Origin of the sequence: Lactobacillus sp. UMNPBX19, from assembly GCF_002553805.1 — a bacterium.
GTDB lineage: Bacteria > Bacillota > Bacilli > Lactobacillales > Lactobacillaceae > Lactobacillus.
This window is the reverse complement of the sequence record NZ_PCYR01000001.1, coordinates 114,503-135,627: the sequence shown is the minus strand read 5'-3', so window position 1 is coordinate 135,627 and position 21,125 is coordinate 114,503. Positions and strand designations below refer to the sequence as shown.

General features: G+C 32.5%; 20 protein-coding genes, 1 other RNA gene and 2 pseudogenes. 21 read left to right on the top strand and 2 right to left on the bottom strand.

Annotation, left to right across the window (positions count from 1 at the left end; translation table 11 throughout):
• Positions 1-16: 16 nt before the first annotated feature.
• A complete protein-coding gene (locus tag CP370_RS00715) occupies positions 17-1,234 on the bottom strand; it encodes a DUF4097 family beta strand repeat-containing protein (protein ID WP_087712833.1) in 1,218 nt (405 codons plus the stop codon).
• A gap of 111 nt (positions 1,235-1,345) precedes the next feature.
• Between CP370_RS00715 and CP370_RS00710 the strand changes: the two genes are divergently transcribed.
• The gene (locus CP370_RS00710) at positions 1,346-2,053 is read left to right on the top strand and encodes a hypothetical protein (RefSeq protein WP_087712834.1); all 708 of its coding nucleotides are present in this window, start codon (positions 1,346-1,348) and stop codon (positions 2,051-2,053) included.
• Positions 2,054-2,055: 2 nt separating this feature from the next.
• Positions 2,056-2,832: an alpha/beta fold hydrolase gene (locus tag CP370_RS00705; protein WP_012846416.1), complete on the top strand. Its 777-nt coding sequence runs from the start codon at positions 2,056-2,058 to the stop codon at positions 2,830-2,832.
• A 44-nt stretch (positions 2,833-2,876) separates the two neighbouring features.
• Here CP370_RS00705 and CP370_RS00700 read toward each other — a convergent pair whose 3' ends face one another.
• Entirely contained in the window at positions 2,877-3,767 is an 891-nt protein-coding gene (locus CP370_RS00700) for a metal ABC transporter solute-binding protein, Zn/Mn family (RefSeq protein ID WP_087712835.1), read from the bottom strand.
• Between the two features lie 163 nt (positions 3,768-3,930).
• Between CP370_RS00700 and coaBC the strand changes: the two genes are divergently transcribed.
• The 19 genes and pseudogenes from coaBC (at position 3,931) to CP370_RS00600 (ending at position 21,118) form a co-directional block, all read left to right on the top strand.
• Positions 3,931-5,139, top strand: a complete 1,209-nt coding sequence (gene coaBC / locus CP370_RS00695) for a bifunctional phosphopantothenoylcysteine decarboxylase/phosphopantothenate--cysteine ligase CoaBC (protein ID WP_087712836.1) — start codon at positions 3,931-3,933, stop codon at positions 5,137-5,139.
• The gene (locus tag CP370_RS00690; protein WP_087712837.1) at positions 5,136-5,651 is read left to right on the top strand and encodes a VanZ family protein; all 516 of its coding nucleotides are present in this window, start codon (positions 5,136-5,138) and stop codon (positions 5,649-5,651) included. Before coaBC ends, CP370_RS00690 begins: the two co-directional genes overlap by 4 nt.
• 73 nt (positions 5,652-5,724) lie before the next feature.
• Positions 5,725-6,456, top strand: a complete 732-nt coding sequence (locus CP370_RS00685) for a YebC/PmpR family DNA-binding transcriptional regulator (protein WP_004894030.1) — start codon at positions 5,725-5,727, stop codon at positions 6,454-6,456.
• Positions 6,457-6,614: 158 nt separating this feature from the next.
• Positions 6,615-7,592 (top strand): competence type IV pilus ATPase ComGA, encoded by a 978-nt coding sequence (gene comGA / locus CP370_RS00680; protein ID WP_087712838.1) that lies wholly within the window; start codon positions 6,615-6,617, stop codon positions 7,590-7,592.
• Positions 7,558-8,559 carry a type II secretion system F family protein gene (locus CP370_RS00675; protein WP_012846412.1) on the top strand — a complete coding sequence of 334 codons (1,002 nt, stop codon included), beginning with the start codon at positions 7,558-7,560 and terminating at the stop codon, positions 8,557-8,559. The genes comGA and CP370_RS00675 overlap by 35 nt, the downstream gene beginning before the upstream one ends.
• A gap of 12 nt (positions 8,560-8,571) precedes the next feature.
• The gene (gene comGC, locus CP370_RS00670; RefSeq protein WP_087712839.1) at positions 8,572-8,868 is read left to right on the top strand and encodes a competence type IV pilus major pilin ComGC; all 297 of its coding nucleotides are present in this window, start codon (positions 8,572-8,574) and stop codon (positions 8,866-8,868) included.
• On the top strand, positions 8,865-9,281 hold the full coding sequence (locus tag CP370_RS00665) for a type II secretion system protein (RefSeq protein WP_087712840.1): 417 nt from the start codon (positions 8,865-8,867) through the stop codon (positions 9,279-9,281). The genes comGC and CP370_RS00665 overlap by 4 nt, the downstream gene beginning before the upstream one ends.
• On the top strand, positions 9,271-9,489 hold the full coding sequence (locus tag CP370_RS00660) for a hypothetical protein (protein ID WP_087712841.1): 219 nt from the start codon (positions 9,271-9,273) through the stop codon (positions 9,487-9,489). The genes CP370_RS00665 and CP370_RS00660 overlap by 11 nt, the downstream gene beginning before the upstream one ends.
• 5 nt (positions 9,490-9,494) lie before the next feature.
• A complete protein-coding gene (comGF, locus tag CP370_RS00655) occupies positions 9,495-9,998 on the top strand; it encodes a competence type IV pilus minor pilin ComGF (RefSeq protein ID WP_012846409.1) in 504 nt (167 codons plus the stop codon).
• A gap of 205 nt (positions 9,999-10,203) precedes the next feature.
• Entirely contained in the window at positions 10,204-11,205 is a 1,002-nt protein-coding gene (locus CP370_RS00650; RefSeq protein WP_087712842.1) for a class I SAM-dependent methyltransferase, read from the top strand.
• Positions 11,206-11,225: 20 nt separating this feature from the next.
• Positions 11,226-12,434, top strand: coding sequence for an acetate/propionate family kinase (locus tag CP370_RS00645; protein ID WP_087712843.1), 1,209 nt, complete (start codon positions 11,226-11,228; stop codon positions 12,432-12,434).
• 56 nt (positions 12,435-12,490) lie between these two features.
• Positions 12,491-12,857, top strand: a transfer-messenger RNA (tmRNA) gene (ssrA, locus tag CP370_RS00640).
• Between the two features lie 249 nt (positions 12,858-13,106).
• Positions 13,107-15,341, top strand: a complete 2,235-nt coding sequence (locus CP370_RS00635) for a glycoside hydrolase family 68 protein (protein ID WP_087712844.1) — start codon at positions 13,107-13,109, stop codon at positions 15,339-15,341.
• Between the two features lie 236 nt (positions 15,342-15,577).
• A pseudogene (locus CP370_RS09910) lies at positions 15,578-16,350 on the top strand (DUF3737 family protein).
• 2 nt (positions 16,351-16,352) lie between these two features.
• Positions 16,353-17,511, top strand: a pseudogene (locus tag CP370_RS00620) (MalY/PatB family protein).
• A gap of 59 nt (positions 17,512-17,570) precedes the next feature.
• Entirely contained in the window at positions 17,571-18,536 is a 966-nt protein-coding gene (gene manA / locus CP370_RS00615) for a mannose-6-phosphate isomerase, class I (protein WP_014567627.1), read from the top strand.
• A 24-nt stretch (positions 18,537-18,560) separates the two neighbouring features.
• The gene (locus CP370_RS00610) at positions 18,561-18,953 is read left to right on the top strand and encodes an SdpI family protein (RefSeq protein WP_004897660.1); all 393 of its coding nucleotides are present in this window, start codon (positions 18,561-18,563) and stop codon (positions 18,951-18,953) included.
• Positions 18,953-19,663: a response regulator transcription factor gene (locus CP370_RS00605; RefSeq protein ID WP_014567626.1), complete on the top strand. Its 711-nt coding sequence runs from the start codon at positions 18,953-18,955 to the stop codon at positions 19,661-19,663. Before CP370_RS00610 ends, CP370_RS00605 begins: the two co-directional genes overlap by 1 nt.
• Positions 19,664-19,666: 3 nt before the next feature.
• Positions 19,667-21,118, top strand: coding sequence for a HAMP domain-containing sensor histidine kinase (locus tag CP370_RS00600; RefSeq protein WP_087284064.1), 1,452 nt, complete (start codon positions 19,667-19,669; stop codon positions 21,116-21,118).
• Positions 21,119-21,125 lie beyond the last annotated feature (7 nt).

The window sequence follows — 21,125 nt, the reverse complement described above, 5'->3', positions numbered from 1 at the left end:
CTTTTTTTGATAGTTATTAATTTTGATTTTTAATCGAAACTTTTCCTACTTTGCTTGAAATATCAATTAAATTAGTTGAATCTTCCTTACCAACATAGCCTTCAATTTTATCGTAATCATCGTTTCCGTAAATAATGGCATCAAGAGGAAAATCAGTTGGACCAATTTTTTTGGTATTAATTTTGAATTTGAAAAATATTGCCGGTGGGACATTAACCGATATATTACCAACTTTACTTTGAATTGATAAATTAAATTTAGACTTTTCAGCCAGTGATAAGTTAATTTTTCCCACATCAGATTTAATATTACCACTTCCAGTAAGATTATTTAGAAGCATTAATCCGGTATCGGTTACTAAATCTATATTCTCACTTGTAAGCCTATTTACAACGATCTTGCCACTTTTAGTATCCACAAAAAAGTTTTTAGTATTAATATTTTCTAATTTCATATTCCCACTGATTGTGTGATAAGATATTTCTTCTTTTGCATTCACATCATTACTGCTCAGTATTCCTGAGTGACCATTAACATGAAAGACATTAGCGGAAGTATTAGAAATGACAATGTCTCCGGATTTTAAGTCTGCTTGTACTCGTTTAAGAGTAGAGTGAGCTAATAGAAAATCTCCTGAAACCGCAGTTACATCTACCATACAATAATTAGAAATTTTATTAATATAGACATCCCCACTTTGATTACGAATAGTTAGAAAACTGGTGAACTCTTTAGGTAAAAATAGCAAAGTTTTATTTTTAAAAATACCAACTAGTTTGCGAGGGCCTTGGGTAATTTTTAAAACATTTCCAACTTTTTCAACCGTTGAGTGTAGGTTTTCAATATCGCGAGACATAAAGTCATGTACGATTAGTTGGGAAGAATTAGTTGGTAAAACTAAAATATCACCCAAGCGGTAGTTAAGATGAATTTCATCAATTTGATTTAATTTTATCTTTAGTTCATTGACTAGTTTTGAATCGAAAATTTTGGCGAAAAAATCATTATATTTTACATAGTCATTTTCTTCTAAACTTTTTAGTTGAGAAAGCATGGTATCAAGATCTGTTAAGTTTAAAAGTGCTTTTTGTTCTGCTTCAACTTGACTAGCACCATGCTGAATTTCTTTTTTTATTAAGTTTTTAATTTTTTTACTTAAAGTATTTTGTAAAGGTTTATTTTCTTTAATATGAGGAAATTTATTGAAAAATTCTTTTAGTTTTTCATCAATCATGCTGAACTCCTTTGATATTTGTTACACTTTTATTATATAGCACTAAAAAATCTATGAATTTACTTTATTAAGTGTAAAAAATAATCTTAAAATTTTCATTAGGAGAAAAAATTGAAATTTGTAAAATGGATTTGGAGATTGGTTGTAGTTGGGCTCATCTATATATCATTAAGTTTAACTTTAACCAGTCCCGTAGAATTAAAAGTAGACAGCACAGCCGGCTTAGTAAAAAGTTCTATTAATAAGGTTGTTGATCAAGCAAATAATAGTGATTTACAAATGGGTGTTAGTTTTCTGCAAGATTCAGGTATTGAAGATACACTCTTGTCGCAGCTGCCTAAAAATATCGAATTAAAGACGTCTTATCAAGGCTTAAATCAATTAAGCACTAATTATTTGGCTAATGATAAGTTAACGGATGCCGATCTGAATTTAAAGAATGATACGCAGCAGGAGCAAGTTTTTAATCAAGTCATATTACAATTGGTAAATGAACAGTTGAGGCAAAATTCTGATTCAGTAAAACAGGCTGCTGAGATTTATCATTTAATTTACTTCTTGTTGATTGGACTGTATATTTTAGCAATGGCTTTAGCTTTGTTTGGAAAAAAAGTAGCCCTTATTCCACTTTTAATTGCGGCTATTGGATCATATGGTGTTTTATCTTATGCAGCCCAGATTGCCACGAGTTCGCTGCATGAAAGTGTGTATAGCGGAATTAATGTAAGCCTAAGCAGTGGATTAACACAAGCTTTAATTACCGCAATTATTGCGGCTGTAGGCTGTCTATTTATTAAAATTAAGCAGAAGCGGGAATAAAAATGCTATTTAAGACAAGTGATAATGTAGAAATTAATTACCAATTAACCGGAAAAGGAAAAATAATTGTTTTAGTTAATGGTTTTGGAGCCTATCAAGAAATATGGTCAGCACAAGTACCATTTTTAAATAAACTAGAGTATCAAGTTTTAACCTATGATCACAGAAATATGGGAAAAAGCCAACGAACAGAAAAAGGCCATACTATTGAGCGTTTGACACAAGATTTGAATGAACTGACATCATTTTTGAAAATCAAACAAGCTATTTTTATAGGACATTCAATGGGGGCTTCTATCATCTTTTGTTTAATGAAAAATAATCCAAAGCTAGTTAAACAAACATTGTTAATAGATCAGTCACCTAAAATGCTTAATGATGAAAATTGGAAATATGGCTTTATGGATTATACAAAAGAAAATTATTTAAAAAAATGCCAAGAAAGACCACGGGTTCATGAAACATATAATGGCTTGAATAATAATGTGTATGCTAAGTTAATGAAGGCCAAGAAAGCCAATCCATTTAATAGAAAAGATAATGTAGATTTGCTTGAAAATCATATGTCATTAGATTGGCGAAAAGTTTTAGAAACAACAACAATTCCAACTACTTTTTTTGTTGCAAAGGAAAGTCCTTATTATCGAGAGGGATATGAAAAGAATCTTAAACAAAAGAATAGCCGAATAAATAGCTTTATTATGTCACCGACGGGACATGTAATTATGGCGGAAATTCCACAGCAATTTAATATAAAGTTAAAAGATATTTTAAAGTAAAAAAGAGGGTCTCTTATTAGAGGCCCTCTTTTTAATAAACTAAATTAGTCTAGTTTTTTATTAATATTTGCCAAATTCTGATAATTTTCTGTCATCCATTTTATGTAACTTGTATCGTTGGGGAGGGTTTCACGAACTTGTAAGATTGGAATATTTTTTGACTTAGCTCTTTTTACAAAATTATTAACAGTTGAACTGCTTACTTGAGAATTTTTAACAAAGAAAGAAATTCCACGATTATTAATTGTTTGGTTCATTTGATGAATAATTTTGGCATTTGGATCTGTTTCATTTTCAATTGCTTCTTCAAAAGCTTTATCACCAATCTTAAAGTGAGTAGCATTTAAGGCATAGTCAAACACTGGCTCGCTGACATATACTGGCTTTTGTTTTGCACCATCAATAGAATCTGCAATTTTTTGTATCTTATTGATTTTTGCAAGATATTTTTTTCCATTTTCTTTGTAGTAAGCTGCATGTTTTTTGTCTATTTTAGAGAGTCGCTCTACTAAATAGTTAACATATTTTTTAGGCATGTTTAAATCAAACCAAATATGCGGATTTGCGCCATTTTTTAGATTCATTAAATCTTCGCCAACTAAAACAGCGGACTTATTAGTTGATTTTGCAAGTTTAGGAAGCCAAGAATCATAGCCCAAACCGTTAGCAACAACAATTTTTGCATTTTGAACTTTTTTTGCGTCTGCAGTTGTTGGTTCAAAGTCATGTGGATCAGTAGCACTGTTAGTAATAATAGCAGTTGCTTTGCCATATTTTCCTAAGACATTTTGTGCGATATCGGCATAAACATTAGTACTTGTTACGATAGAATTTTTATTTGATGAATTTTCTTTTTTTGAGCAGCCAGTAAGAATTAAAACAAGACTACTAATTGCAAAAAAGAAAGCAAAAATCTTTTGATAATGTTTTCTCATTCTATATATTTATCCTTTCGAATTATGTTGTTTAGATCTGCATTCAATATAAATCATAGCAGAATTTACTAATATTTTTTAATTTGCTAATTTATTTTTAGTAATTCGACTTAGTAAGCTTGTGTTATAGTAGAAAGAAATTGTGAATTAAGGTTGATAAAAAATGAAAGCTACAATATATATAACGGGTAGTATTGCTGCATATAAGGCAATTAGTGTTGTACGTGATTTTCAAAAAGAAGGACATGAAGTAAGAGTAGCGATGACCGAAGAGGCAGTTCATTTGATTGGAACACAAACTTTAGCTGCTTTAACGAAGCAACCAGTATTAACTGATCTCTGGAAGGAGAGTAGAGCTGATAAGATCCAGCATATTGAATTGGCCGACTGGACTGATATTGCGGTTGTAGTTCCGGCAACAGCTAACTTTATTGCAAAAATAGCCAATGGGATAGCAGATGATGCTGCAAGTACAACGTTTTTAGCAACTGCTGCACCTAAATATGTTATTCCGGCAATGAATAGCCATATGTGGAGTAATCCCGCATTTCAAAGAAACTTACAGCAATTAAAGCAAGATGGAATCTTTGTAATGGATCCTGATACTGGCCGTTTAGCTGAAGGATATAATGGTAAGGGAAGAATGCCTGAACCAGCAGCAATCATGAACTGGGTAAACTCATCTCTTCAAGTAAATGATGAATTAGCTGGTAAAAAAGTTGCAATTACTGCTGGCGGAACTGTCTCCCCACTTGATCCTGTTCGTTATTTAGGAAATCGCTCTAGTGGAAAGATGGGACTGGCCTTAGCAAATGCAGCTCTTACGGCTGGTGCAGAAGTTGTTTTGATTGTAGGACATGTTTCAGTTCCTATTCCTGCATCATCAAAAATGACAGTTATTCATGTAGAAACGACTGAAGAAATGCTTGCAGCTGTGAAGAAAGCTTTTTCTACTGCGGATGCTTTAATTATGGCGGCTGCTGTAGCGGATTATGAGCCAGTGAACTACATAGATCATAAAATTAAAAAGCAAGATCAAGGAGATAAACTAAAAATTTATTTAAAAGAAACTCCTGATATCTTAAAAACAATGGGAAGTTTAAAGCAAGAGCAGCAAGTTGTGGTTGGTTTTGCAGCTGAAACAAATGATTTACTCGAAAATGCGACTAAAAAGTTGAAAAATAAAAATGCAGATATGATTGTGGCCAATAATGTTAGTCAGGGAGTATTTGGAAGCGATAGGGATAAGGTTACGGTATTAAGAAAAGATAAAGCAAATGAAAATATCGCAGAGACAACTAAAGTAGAAATAGCTAAGAAAATAATTACTTTAGTTGCTGAAGAGCTTGAAAGTAGGAAAGTTATAAAATGAAAAAAACTTTGTTAACTAAGCGAGAAATTATTTTTGTATGTTTAATGATTGCTGTATTACTGGGATTGTTTATTTCTAGTTCAATGACTTATCATGAGCAAGAGATGTCACCGGGATTTATACATCGTCATTTTCCAATTATTGAAAGAATAGTAGGAAATTGGAATATTTATTATGGTGGACGATGGCATAATGCAGTTTTGGACAATGGTGAAGCTGGAATGACACAGTTTGTAATGAGAAAATTTGCTCACTTTTCATCTTATTTTTTATTGGGCCTATTTGCTTGTTTGGGATTAGATCGATTGTTTAAGAAATGGTGTGGTCCTTTATTTATTTGGCTAGGTATTATTGGTTTGGCTGGATTAGACGAATTTCACCAGTATTTAACTGGAGACAGAACACCTAGTGTTCATGATGTAGCGCTTGATTCAGCTGGTGCACTTTTAGCGATCTTAATTTGTATTTTTGTTTATTGGCTTAGACATCGTGCAGAAAAAAGTAATTCCTAGATTGAATTTAAACCTTTAGTGCGTTATGATTGACAAGGTTAACTATATTAAATAAAAAGAAAGAAGGATTCTTATGTCAGGACATTCAAAATGGCACAATATTCAAGGCCGCAAGAATGCGCAAGACGCTAAGAGAGGTAAAGTTTTCCAAAAATTATCTCGTGAAATTTATATGGCTGCAAAGAGTGGTGGTCCTGACCCTTCAGGAAATCCTACTTTACGTATGGTTATGGATAAAGCACGTGCAGCTAACATGCCTAAGACTAACATTGAACGTGCTATTAAAAAGGCTGAAGGTAATTCAGATGAACATTATGATGAAATTACCTACGAAGGTTATGCACCAGGTGGTGTTGCAGTTTTAGTTGAAGCTTTAACTGATAACAAGAACCGTACTGCTTCTGATGTTCGTGTTGCCTTTACTCGTAATGGTGGTTCTCTTGGTGCAACTGGTTCTGTTGCTTACATGTTTGACCGTAAGGGTTACCTTGTAATTGATCGTTCAACTACTGACGCTGATGAAGATCAAGTTTTGCTTGATGTTATGGATGCTGGTGGAGACGACTTGGAAACTAGTGATGATGCATTTGAAATCTACACTGATCCTAAGCAATTTACTGCTGTACGTGATGCATTGGAAAAAGCTGGCTATAAGTTAGCTAATGCAGAATTAACTATGATTCCACAAAACACCACTCCAGTTCCAGCAGATAAGAAAGAGCAATTTGCTCATTTAATTGATGCATTAGAAGATAACGATGACGTTTCTAATGTATATACTGCTGCTGCAGATGATGATGAATAATAATTTATCGCAAAATAGATCTAAAATTATATTTTAGGTCTATTTTTTTGGACTGACCTTTAGGTCAGTCCATTTTTTTTGCAAATTATTTTGAATAATAAAAAATAATTTTGATTTTTTGCGTACTAATAAATATAAAGTAAAAGGAGGGATTAAGAGTGAATGAGATGTCGGAAAGAATTTTAGAAGAGGCGATTGAAAGACATGCTAGTGATATTTTTATCTTTCCTATTATCAATGGATACGAGGTAAAAATTCGAACTGCAATGGGTTTAGATAAAATTCAAGAGTTAAGTCGACATGGTGGAAGAGAGCTCTTAAATTATTTTAAGTTTCAAGCACAGATGGATATTTCTGAACGGCGTAGACCCCAGGTAGGAGCGTATCAGATCGAGTTTAAAAGAAAAAAGATATTTTTACGTTTTTCTAGTGTTGGAGAATTTGCCGGAGCTGAATCTTTAGTAGTTAGGTTGATTTATGGAGAAAAGAATAATAATTACTTTCTTCCGGAGCAGTTTAATTTAATTAAAAAACTTACCAATCAACGTGGATTAATAGTTACAAGTGGGCCAACAGGATCGGGAAAAACTTCAACCATGTATGAGTTAGCGCAAGTGATTGGAAAAAATAAAGTTGTAATGACTATTGAAGATCCAGTTGAAGTGTGGAATCCAGACTTCTTACAGACGCAGGTGAATCTAATTGCGGGGATTACATATCCCGATTTGTTGAAAGCAGCTTTACGGCATAGACCGGATATTTTAATTATTGGTGAAATTCGAGATCAAGAAACGGCAAAAATCAGTATTAATGCGGCGTTAAGCGGACATTTAGTGTTAGCTACTATTCATGCTAAGACGGCTTTGCAAACAATATCCCGTCTTGAAGGATTAGGTATTACTAAAGATGAACTGAGCAATTGTTTAACGGCGGTTTCTTATCAACGATTATTACCTATAAAAGATAAGAATGATGTTGCTTGTTTAATGGATATTGGATATGGAGAAATGCTTAATCAAGCCATCACTAATAACGATAAACGTAGTAATTTGCATGATTGGCAGAATAGTTTAAATCAATTAGTAAAACGAGGAAAGATTAGTGAAAAAACTCAGCAACTTTTTGAAGAAGGATAAGTTAAATAGTGCTGACCAATTGATTTTTATTGATTATTTAAGGCAAGCTTTAATTAATGGATATTCCTTGAATGCTAGTTTGAGACTATTACCAAAAATTTGGAGGGGTAATTCTCGTCAACTTCTTTATGTAAATCAACGAGTAGAAGAAGGAAGTCAGTTAGGGGATGTACTGCAAGAAGTGGGATTTTCTAGTACTTTAGCTGCCCAAATAAATCTAGCAATTATTGATGGAAATCTATTATCTTGCTTAGATCAAATGAGTAAGCTTATTCGATTAAAGAATAAGCAATTAAAGAAATTAAAGGGAGAATTAGCCTATCCAGCGCTTTTAGTTGGGATGATGGTTACCTTGCTAATTTGTATGCAAACATTTTTAAAAACAGAAATGTCTGATAATGACTGGACTAGCAATGTAATGCTTGGTGGTCTAGTACTTTTAGTCATAGTAGCAGTATTTTTTATTAGTAAAACAATTAGATTACTTAATAAACAAGATTATTATGCTCTTAAAAAACTAACAAATTTACCTATGATTGGAGCTGTTTTACGGTTATATGTTCATTATCTAGTTGTGTCTGATTTAGCAGTTTTATTAATTAATGGTTTTTCACTACAAAAAATCTGTCAACTTACTGCTATGCAACCTGATAGGTCATTACAACAAGTTATCGGAATAAAAGTAAAAGATCAACTAGAAAAGGGTACTGAAATTAAAGAAATTATTGAGCAAGAATTTTTCATACCTAATAATTTGGTCATGCTTCTAGAAACTGGAACAACTAGAAAGGAAATTGGAAAGCGTGCCTTATTACTTAGCAAGACACTTTTTTATGAACTGAATCTAAAATTGAATAGCCTAATTCTCAATATCCAACCAATATGCTTTATTTTTATTGGGATTTGTATTTTAGGGATGTATTTAAAGATATTAATGCCGATGTATCACTTAATGGAAACTATGTAGAGGAAAAATAAAATGAAAAAATTAAAACAATTTATTATAAAAAATAGGCAAGTAAAAGGATTTACTTTAGTAGAAATGGTAATTGTAATTGCTATCATTGCAATGCTAATTTTGCTGATTGTGCCAGGACTAAGCAAACAAAAAGATAGAGCTACGAGTAAGACTGATGAGGCTTTAAGAACAACAATTGAGACACAAAGACAGCTGGCTGAAGATAATGGAGATGGAACTTCCTTAGAAGACCTTGTAAAGAAGGAGTATATTTCTCAAAAGCAAAAAGAAAGATATGAAAAATTACAACAAAAATGATTTTTAAAAAATTAAGAGGATTTACTTTAATTGAAACTGTAGTTACATTAGCAGTGGTTTGTCTTCTAGTCTTGATGCCAACCCTTTATGTTAAAAATATCAAGGAACAAGTGGTTTTAGATAATAGTACACGTCAAGTGAAATCCACCATTGATAAGTATTTACATCTGGCCACAGTAAAAAAGAAATCATATTTTTTGTCATATTTTGATAATAATTCTTCGATTCAAATAAAGGAGCCGCATCAGGTTTCACAAGTTTATTTAGATAAACATATTAGAGTTTACAATTTTGATAATCTTTACATTAGTAATCGGGGAACAATTTCACCAAGGACGATTACGATTAAGAATGGTAAGAAAGAAAAGAAAATAAAAATACAAATGACATGGGGAAGAATGGTTGAAGAATAAAAGGATAAAAGGATTTGTTTTCTGGGAAGCATGTTTAGGATTTACAATTGCTTGTTTGGGAGTAATTTTATTAGGCTTGACACTTAAGCAAAATAGGCAAACGGAAAAACAAATTGAAAAAAGAGTAGATAAATCCTATGCTGAATATATTTTTAAACATAGTGATAAAAAAACATTATTAGTCCATGATCATGTCTATTATAGGTAAAAATAATGAAAAGAATAAAAGGTTTTACTTTATTAGAGGCAGTTTTTGCAATTGCGGTTACGATTTTATGTGCGCAAATACTTTTTGGACTCGTAAATACACTTAGAAAAATTAATCATCAAAAAAGTGGAATAGATGAAATTGCATATAGTTATGTACAAGTAAATAATTTTTTAAAAGAAAGTGGGCATGTTGAAGTAAGTACAACTGGATCAGACCCAACTAAAATTATTCTCAGAAAATTTTCTGATAAAAAGAAGAATGATCCAACTTATGAGACGTATGTGATTGATTTAAGCTCAAATGATACTTTAAGAATGCGGACAGATGAGGGTGGACATATGCCTCTACTTTTTAAAGTTAAAAAAATTAGATGTTCTACGTCAAAAGATTCATTTACAATCCTGATAACTGAAAAAGATGGTAGACAAAGTGAAATGTATTTTAAAACAGATTTACCAGAAAAAAAGGAAGTGAATCCAGCTGATGAGAAAGAAAAAAAGAGTTAATCGAGTAAACGGGAGTGTTTTGGTTAGTAGTTTACTGCTTATTAATATCTGTATTACTTTTACGTTAATGTACCAGCATACTTTTACTGAAAATATGGAAAGCAATCTTTCTTTAATAAATTATTTCTCTAAGTAATAAGGAGTGCTTGCTAGTATTTGAGGATACCTATAGAATATTAGAAGGAATATTAAAGAAGGAAGAAAAATGCAAAAAGTAGAAGAATTGTATCCAAAATTTCAGGCAGCTATTGAGCATTTACAAAAGGCTCTTAATGTTTCTTTTTCATCTGCATTGACGGAAACCTTTGATAATTTAGAAAACGGAAAGATCAAAGTTGAGTCAGGTGCTCCCGATAAGGAAACTGTAGCTGAATTGACTGAAGAATATCGTCAATTAGATTATGATAATTTGCCACGGGCATTGAAAGTACAAATATTTACTTTATTAGCTTTAAAAGCCATTACTCAAGATGCTCGTGACTATAACTTGATGCCTACACCATCGGTGGTCGCTACAATAATTGCTTTGATTTGGCAAAAAATTGTTCCTACTGGTAAAAAAACTGTGGTTGATCCAGCCATTGGAACTGGAAATTTACTTTATTCAGTAATTAGACAGTTAATACAAGAGAATCATTCTCAAAATAATTACAATCTAATTGGAATTGATAACGAGGAATCTCTCTTAGACTTGGCTGATATTGGTGCGCATCTTGAAGATTTAAAGATTGATTTGTATTGCCAAGATGCATTAGATCCATGGATGATTCAAAAAGCTGATGTGATAGTAAGTGACATACCAGTTGGTTACTATCCACTAGATAACAATGCTCAACGTTTTGAAAATCATGCTAAAGAGGGACATTCTTTTGCTCATACTTTGTTTATTGAACAAATTGTGAATAATCTTAAGCGTGACGGATTTGCATTTTTGGTGGTACCAAAGTTATTATTTACAGGTAAGGGATCGACTGAATTTATGACTTGGTTAGCTAAAAAAGTAAATATTCAAACAATTGTTGATTTGCCTGATGATATGTTTTCAAGTAAAGTTCAGCAAAAATCAATTTTAGTTTTCCAAAATCATGGTGAAAAAGCTGTAGAGCGTGAAGTATTGGTAGCTAAGTTAGATTCTTTAAAGAAAACAGATTCTCTAGTAGCATTTAATATGAAATTAAATGACTGGTATCAAAACGATAAAAAATAATTTATATAGAGGTATATAAAATGAAAAAAGTTTTAGCAGTAAACTCAGGTAGCTCATCATTTAAGTACAAATTGTTCTCTCTTGATAATGAAGAAGTAATTGCATCTGGTATGGCTGACCGGGTAGGATTACCAGGCTCTGTTTTTACTATGACTTTATCTGATGGTAGTCAACATGATGAACAAAGTGATATTGCTAACCAAGAAGAAGCTGTTCAAAAGTTACTTAGCTGGCTTAAAAAATATAATGTTATTGATTCCTTAGAAGATATTGCGGGCGTAGGTCACCGTGTAGTTGCTGGTGGAGAAGAATTTACTGATAGTACAGTAATTACTGAAGATAATCTTTGGAAAATTTATAATATGAGTGACTATGCGCCTTTACATAACTCAGCTGAGGCAGATGGTATTTATGCCTTCATGAAAGTTTTGCCTAATGTACCAGAAGTTGCTGTTTTTGATACTTCTTTCCACCAAACTTTAGATCCAGTTCAATATTTATATTCAGTACCTTATAAATACTATGAAAAATTCCGTGCTAGAAAATATGGTGCTCACGGAACTTCTGCACGTTATGTTTCTCGTCGTACAGCAGATCTTTTAAATAAGCCTGTAGAAGATTTAAAGATGGTTATTTGCCATTTAGGAAGTGGTGCATCAGTTACTGCTATTAAAGATGGAAAATCTTTTGATACTTCAATGGGATTTAGTCCTGTTGCAGGAATTACGATGAGTACCAGAAGTGGTGATGTAGATCCTTCTTTACTTCAATTTATTATGAAAAAGGGAAACATTACTAGTTTTAACGAAGTTATCAAGATGTTGAATACCGAATCTGGTTTATTGGGTCTTTCAGGAATTTCACCAGACATGAGAGATATTGAAAAAGCTATCAAAAATGGTGATAAGCAAGCTCAACTTACAAAAGATATATTCATTAATCGAATTGTTCGTTATATTGGTGCCTACATGACTGAAATGGGCGGATTAGATGTTTTAGTCTTTACAGCAGGTATTGGGGAACATGATGCAAGTGTAAGAAAGCAAATTATGGATGGTCTTACTTGGCTTGGTCTTGAATATGATGAAGAAGCCAACAAAGCTAATCATGAGGGTGTGATTACTACACCAAATTCAAAAATTACTGCTATGATTGTTCCAACAAATGAAGAATTAATGATTGCACGTGATGTTGTTCGTTTAGCGAAATTAGATAGGTTAAACAAATAAGGTTAAAATCAAAGTTATAGCATTTTAATAGGGACTGTGATATCATTGAAACATCTGGGGATGTTTTGGGATTCGACAGGCGTAGATTCGCGTTGACTGCGATTCGTAGGTCACGTCTACGTTAAAAACGTCACAGTTAAATTATAACTGCAAATAACGAAAATTCTTACGCAGTAGCTGCTTAGTCAGCCTGCGTGATCCAAAGATGGATTGCTCGTGTCTATCTACGGGTCTTACCATTTAACGAGCTACGTTTAACTACTTACCTTAATAGTTAGAAATAAGATTCTTAGGTTAGTTTTGATAGTTTAGCCCTGTTATATGGCGTTTTATCAAAGCGAATTTTAAGTAATATAACTATGATCGTAGATGTTAACGACGAAATACGTTTGGACAGGGGTTCAATTCCCCTCATCTCCATAAATAAAAGCCTGTAAGTTAAATACTTACAGGCTTTTATTTATGTATGTATTAATTGCTATGTTGAAGATTCAAGAATGTGATTAGCAAATTCTGTTTTGAAATAAAACTGATAATCGTTTAACATTCGGCACTAATAAAGGATTTTCTCTAAATCTATACAATTTTTTCTAAATTTTATTTATTTTTTTATAAAAAGATGATAGGCTTTTAGATGAAATGTTAAACGCTTAACATGTAGGAGGAGAAAAGATGTTGGAAAATAAAAATCATAAAAAGATATCTTTAAGCGGAAAATCTTTGTTAATGGGAACCTTGTCTACAGCAGCAATTATATTAAGTGCATCAACTGCAAATGCTGCGACTAATGAAAGTAATACTACAGCTAGTCAGAATCAAACTACTTCACCCACTAATGTAGAAACTAAAAATACAAATAATAGTCAAAGTATTCAAAGAAATGAAAAAGTTGCTAATCAAGCAGCAGAAGCACCAGTAGGTAGTGCCCCAGTCTTAGATACTCCTTCTTCGGCTACGGATACTACACCTGGGACAGATTTAAGTAATAATGGTTCGGAGTCAGTAATTACCGATAATTCCAAGAAGAATGATTCTAAAAAAAAGGATACAACACAAGATATTTCTGAAAAACCTGAGTTAAAAGGAAAAATAAAAGATATTGTTAAAAATTCTGGTATAAATGCGGATGATCTAAACAGTGATCAAATTAATAATCTAAATAAAGTTACATTTGAAGGGAATCCAGAAGACGGAACTAAATTAACGCTAAATGATTTAGACGTAATCGGACAAGCTCTTGTTGAAAGAAATCCTAAATATGCAGTTCCATATTTCAATGCCAAGGAAATAAAGAATATGGATGCTGCGGTAACTAAAGATGCGCAGACCGGTAAAACTGAAACATTGGAAATATGGGATTCATGGCCAGTTCAAGATCCTATAACTGGATATGTATCAAATTATAAAGGATATCAACTTGTTATTGCCATGATGGGGATGCCTAAAAAGAACGATAATCATATTTATCTTTTATATAATAAATATAATGACAATAATTTCTCGCATTGGCGTAATGCTGGATCTATCTTTGGTTATGAAGAAACTCCAGATTTACAAGAATGGTCTGGATCAGCTATTGTAAATAAAGATGACTCTATTCAACTCTTTTATACTAAGAATGATACTTCAAATGGTAAAATTAATGACCAACAATTAGCTACGGCTAATCTAAAATTAAGAGTTGATAATAATGGTGTTTCTATCGTTAGTGTCGACAATGATCATGTGATTTTTATTGGTGATGGCAAAAAGTATCAAACTTATGATCAATTTGCAAATGGCATTAATAGAAATAAGGATAATTATACTTTACGTGATCCACATGTGGTTGAAGAAGAAAATGGTGATCGTTATCTAGTATTTGAAGCAAATACTGGAAGTGATAATTATCAAGGAGATAATCAAGTTTATAACTGGACCAATTATGGTGGTAATGATAAGTTCAACGTCCGTAATTTCTTAGATTATTTTGATAATGATAACGATAAAGCACTCGCAAGTGCAGCTAATGGTGCTTTAGGTATTTTGAAGTTAAGTGGAGAACAAAATAATCCAATTGTTGAGCCAGAAAATGTGTACTCTCCTTTAGTAACTTCATTAATGGCCAGTGATGAAATGGAAAGACCTGACGTTGTCAAAGTTGGAAATAAATATTATTTATTTTCAGCTACAAGATTATCTCGAGGAACTAAAGGACGGATTACGCAACTTGCTAATAAGACTGTTGGAGATAACGTTGCTATGATTGGATTTGTTTCTGATCATTTGACACACGGATATGTTCCTTTAAATGGTTCTGGTGTTGTTTTAACTGCTTCTGTTCCATCAAATTGGCGTACAGCTACTTATTCTTATTATGCAGTTCCTATTGAAGGAAAAGAAGATCAACTTTTAATTACTGCATATATGACTAATCGTGGTGAAGTTGCCGGAAAGGGTAATAATTCTACTTGGGCACCAAGTTTCTTGTTACAACTTAATCCAGATAATACAACTACTGTTTTAGCTAAACTTACTAACCAGGGTGTCTGGGTTTGGAATGATAATAGTGAAAACGATAATATGAAGGGAACTATTAAGAGAGATTCTCAAAATAGTGCAGGTTTGTATGAAGAATGGGGAAAAGTTGTTGATTGGGATGTAATTGATAAACATAATTTGAAGACCCAAAAATCTGCAAATTCAAATCCAGATTCTTCTTCATCAGCTGTTCCTGAAGTTGCGACTGTTTCAGATGATCAAAGTAAGAGTTTAGTTAAGAAGAATACTCAATTAAACGCTACTCAATCTAAGCTTCCAAAGGCTGGAGCTAAGAATGATGTTGCAGCAGTTATTTTAGGTGCTGTAAGTTCAATGCTTGGTGCAATTGGTTTAGCAGGTGCTTCAAAGCGCAAACGTAAAAACTAAAATCTATAAATGAAAAAAGATGAGCTATTAGTTAGCTCGTCTTTTTTTGCTATAAATCTAATTTATCCTAGTATGAAAAACTATAAATTTTCTATAATGAATCAGAAAAGTAATATTGCTATGTAATTAAATCTATAGCATAAACATATATTTAAGTATGCATATCAAATATTAGACAATTACTTTTCATAATTTAGACTAAGTATTAAAAGAGTTAATTAAAAAGGAAAAATTATATGCAGGAAATTAAAGAAAAGTTTTTTGAAGGAGAGCATGCTCTATATGGTCTCTCTAATGCAATTTTAGAAAATGTTACTTTTGGTAATGGAGAATCTCCATTAAAAGAAACTAAAGACTTGGTAATAAAGAATAATATTTTTAAATATAAATATCCTTTATGGTATTCAGATAATATTAAAGTTACTGATAGTACATTTGAAACAATGTCTAGAAGTGGTATTTGGTACATTAATAATATCTCCATTAAAAACTCTAATTTACAAGCTCCTAAGCTGTTTAGAAGATGTAAACATATTTCATTAGATCATGTATTCTTTTCTGATGCAGAAGAAACGATGTGGACTTGTCAAGATATCACCATTAAAAATACGGAAATTAATGGTGATTATTTTGGAATTGTAAAAATATAACTTTGATTAATTGCCAATGAGATGGGGAATATTTAAGCTAGAATAGTAGGAATATTATTTTCAGAGATTGTACTATTGAGAGTAATCAAGGGCTTTGCTACATGAATCATGTCACTTTAGAAAGCTGTATTTTAAATCAAACAACTTTGGCCTTTGAAAAATGTAGTAACATTAACGCGACTATCGATAGTAAGATTACTAGCGTTAAAAATCCTATTTCTGGAGTAATTAAAGCTAAAGAGATTGATACATTAATTATTGATCCAAATAAAGTTGATCCAGAAGATACAGAAATCATTTCTGAAGAAATTATTGATAATAAATTATCAATTTTCCATCAAAATCAAGAGGATGAATAAATTTGAAATATGATTTTAAAACAGTTGTAAATAGTCGTCATACTGATTCAGTAAAATGGAATGTTAAGGATAATGAATTACCGATGTCAATTGCTGACATGGATTTTAAAACCGCACCGGAAATTATTTTAGCAATAAAAGAAAAAATAAAATTAGGAGCTTTTGGTTACGAAGAACCAGGGAAGGATTACTTTAATTCAGTAAGCAATTGGTATGAACTAGAGCATGGTGCAAAAGCTGAACCAAACTGGATGATTTTTGCTACTGGAGTAGTTCCAGCTATCTCATCAATTGTTAGACGTGTTTCTCATATCGGCGATAATGTATTAGTACAAGAGCCGGTTTACAATATTTTTTATAATTCTATTGAAAATAATGATCGCCATGTATTATCAAATGATTTAATTTATAGTAATGGCAAATATGAAATTAATTGGCAAGATTTAGAAGAAAAGCTGGCTAATCCCTTAACTACTTTGATGGTTTTCTGCAATCCGCATAATCCTCCAGGAATTGTATGGAAAAAGAGAGAAGTAGAAAGAATTTCGTCTCTATGCCAAGAAAATAATGTAATTCTTCTGTCTGATGAGATTCATGGGGACTTAGTGCGTAATAACGTCAAATATACACCTGCTTTTTCAATCTTAAGAAGCAATGTAATTAGTTTAGTGTCTCCAAGTAAAACTTTTAATGTTGCCGCTCTTCATGCCGCAACTGTGATTATTCCTGATAATAATTTACGTGATATCATTAATCGCGGATTAAATATCGATGAATTAGCTGAGCCTAATCTTTTAGCTATTCCAGCGACAATTGCCGCTTATACGGAAGGATTTAATTGGTTGCATGAGTTATTAGCAGTAATTGACAATAATTTCGCCTATGTCGAAAAGAAAATTACTAGCCAATTAGAAAATGTAGAAATTTCTTCTGGCCCGGCTACTTATTTAATGTGGCTAGATGTAAGCAAGATTTACTCATGACAGTTACAAATTAGCTGCATATCTTCGAAAAGAGACTGGTTTAATTGTGTCTGCTGGTAGTATATATCGCGGAAATGGTAATGAGTTTTTACGGATAAATTTAGCTTCTCCTAAGTCAATGGTAGAAGATAGAATCAGTAGGTTAATTATTGGAATTAAAAAATATTCAAAAAAATAGTTGAAAGTGGTTTCAAAGTCATCTCAAAAAGATATATACTTTTATTGAGGTGATTTTTTATGGAACCATTATTTTTAACACCATACTTTAGACCAAAAATTTGGGGTGGTCGTAAATTAAATACTGTTTTAGGATATGATATTCCTGATGGAAAGGTTGGAGAAGCTTGGGTAATTTCGGGCTATAAAGATGATGCGTCAACTGTGAATGCTGGTCCATTAAAAGGCAAGACATTACGAGAGGTATATTTAGAACACCCAGAGTTATTTGGCAATCCGAAAGCTAAGGAATTTCCTTTATTAGTTAAATTTTTAGATGCAAATGATAATTTATCTGTTCAAGTACACCCAGATGATGATTACGCTAGAATTCATGAAAATGATTCTGGGAAAACTGAAAGTTGGTATGTGCTTCATGCAGAACCTGGTGCTAAACTTATCTATGGGCACAATGCAAAAAGTAAGGAAGAACTTGAAAAGTGGATTAAAGATGGAAAATGGACAAAGCTTTTACGGTATGTACCAGTAAAAGAGGGAGACTTTTTATATGTTCCATCTGGTACGGTTCATGCTTTAACAAAAGGGATTATGGTTATTGAAACCCAACAATCAAGTGATGTAACCTATAGGTTGTATGATTGGGACCGAGTAGATAAGAAAACTGGTAAGAAGAGAGAGTTGCATATTAAGCAATCTCTTGATACTATTCAAGTACCACATAAAGCCCCGAAGCTGAAAATTACGTCAGAAACTGTTGGAGATGCTAAGATTACTACGTTAGCACAACCACCGATGTCACCACATTTTTATTTATGGCAGATTGATGTTGATGGAGATTTTGCTTGGAGTTTAAATGATCATCCTTATCTTCTAGTATCTGTAATTAAAGGTAGCGGTAAGTTTATTGCTGATGGTAAAGAGTATGATATTAAATTAGGAAGCAACTTTATTATTCCTAACGAAATGAAGAACTTTAGTTTTAGCGGTAACTTACGTTTAGTAATTTCAGCTCCGGGTAAAGAATAAATTTAAGTGAATGGAGTTGGTCAAATGATTTATATTGGTTGCGGGGTAATAATGTTTGTAATCGGGGTCATTTGGTTGATTGCTCCTTCGCCTAACCCTAATCGAATTTATGGATATATGTCCTATTTAGCTTCAGTTAATGAAGCAAGCTACCAGTATGCACAAAAAGTAGCTCGTAATTATTTTATGTTATTTGGTTTGATCCAAACTCTTTTAGGATTAGGAATTCATTTTTTGCATTGGGATCGCTACTTTTTAATTTGGTTGCTTACTTTTTATTTGTTTATCTTGGCTCCGATAATCTTAACTGAAAAGAAATTGCAGGCTTTTTTGCGTGCTCGGCATGAGTTGCCACATGATTATATTGAACCGGATAAGATTAAACATACTAGAGTAAAAGGATTTAAGGACAAATAATGCTAAAGATATTAATGGTTGAAGATGACAATTCTGTTGCGGAAATGATGAAAATGTTCTTTAGTAAAGAGCAGTGGGATGTAGATATAGCTAAAGATGGAGTAGAAGCTGTTGAAATGTTTAAGGCAGATCCAAGCTCTTATGATATCGTTACGCTAGATCTTAATTTACCTAAAAAAGATGGTATAGAAGTAGCAAAGGAGATTAGAGCTATTTCTATCTCAATACCGATCATTATGTTAACGGCTAGAGATTCAGAAACTGATCAGATTTTAGGATTGGGAATTGGTGCAGACGAATATGTTACTAAGCCCTTTAGTCCTTTGGCCTTAATAGCACGGATCAAGGCGCTATATCGCAGAAGCCATCTGGAAAAGGATATGCATGCTTCTAATGGCATAAAATATGATGTAGTAACTAAGCATTTAAAAATTTCGAAGGACCGTCGAGAAGTACGATTTGATGATAAAGTTGTTGAAGGTTTGACCCCTAAGGAATTTGATTTGCTTTATACTATGGCTCAAAAGCCAAAGCAGGTTTTTTCAAGAGACAAACTTTTAGAGCTAGTGTGGGGATATGAGTTTTTCGGTGAGGAAAGAACTGTCGATGCTCATATTAAAAAATTACGTCAAAAGTTAGAGAAAGCTGGTCCGCAAGTAGTTCAAACCGTTTGGGGTGTGGGCTACAAGTTTGATGATTCTGAGGTATAGAAGTTGAAGTTATTCTATCAAGAAATTTTAGGTTTTTTGCTGGTAATAATTACTAGTATTGTAATTATTGGCTCATCAACTATTCATTTTGCGACTATTCAAGCCTATTCTCAAAGTTACACTCGCTTAGAAGGATATGGAACTTCGATTGGAAAACTAGCTTTATCGAAAGATAATCCTAAACATGAATTAGATGCTAAATTTTTGAAAAATTTACAGATAGTAATGGAAGGCGAAGATGTAAATCTTCGCATTTTTAATAATAAAAATAGACAAGTTTATCCAGAAACTACAATGAACTGGGCTTTACCGCAAAAGTTGTTTAAACAATTAAAGAATGGTAAGACGATTCGCATTAGAAATGATCATGAGGATGGACGAGTAAGTTCTTTTTCAAATAAAGATGCATATACTAGTGTAATTGTTCCCTGGCGTAGTAAAGGAAAACTGGTGGGAGTAATCTGGATCGGTTCACGTGTGCAAAATGTGGAACAAATGATTGTACGAGAAAAGCATAATCTGTTGACAGCTTTACTTAGTTCTTTAGTTATTGGTGGGTTGATCAGTTTTATCCTGTCGTACTATATTTCAAGAAAGATTAAGCTTTTATCGAATGCTACTAAAAAAGTCGCACAGGGAGACTTTAATGTCCATCTAAAACACAAGGATACTGATGAGATTGATGATTTAGCACGTAATTTTAATATTATGGTTAATGCTTTAAAAGAATCAAACGATGAAATTAAGGCACAAGAAAAGCGACGAGAGCAATTTATGGCTGATGCTGCTCATGAAATGCGAACTCCGCTTACTACAATTAACGGTTTGTTAGAAGGGTTTGAATATGATGCTATTCCTGAAGAAGCCAAACCTAAGTCTATTGCTTTAATGCACAGTGAAACAAAACGATTAATTAGATTAGTAAATGAAAACTTAGATTACGAAAAAATTAGAAATAATAAAATTAGTCTGATTCAATCAAAATTCAATGCAACTGAAGTTTTAGCAAATTTATTAACACAAATGAAGCAAAAAGCTGCTCAAAAGAATGATGAGTTGATTTTAAATTGTCCGCAGCAAGTTGAAGTTTATGCAGATAAAGACCGTTTCACTCAGATAATGGTTAATCTAGTTCAAAATGCATTACAATTTACTGAAAATGGAAAGATTACAATTTCTGCTAAGAGGATTGAGCATGGCGCCCAATTTAAAATAGCCGATACAGGAATTGGAATGAATAAGAAACAAATGAAATACATTTTTGAAAGATTCTATAAGGCAGATCCATCGAGAGCGAAAATTGGCTCGGGAGAATCTGGCTTAGGACTTTCGATTGTTTTATCTCTTATTAAACAGCATGGCGGTAAGATTAACGTCGATTCAGAACCTGGAAAGGGTGCAACGTTTACGGTAACCTTATATGATAAGGGTTATAAGGAATTTATTAAAGACTAACAAAAAG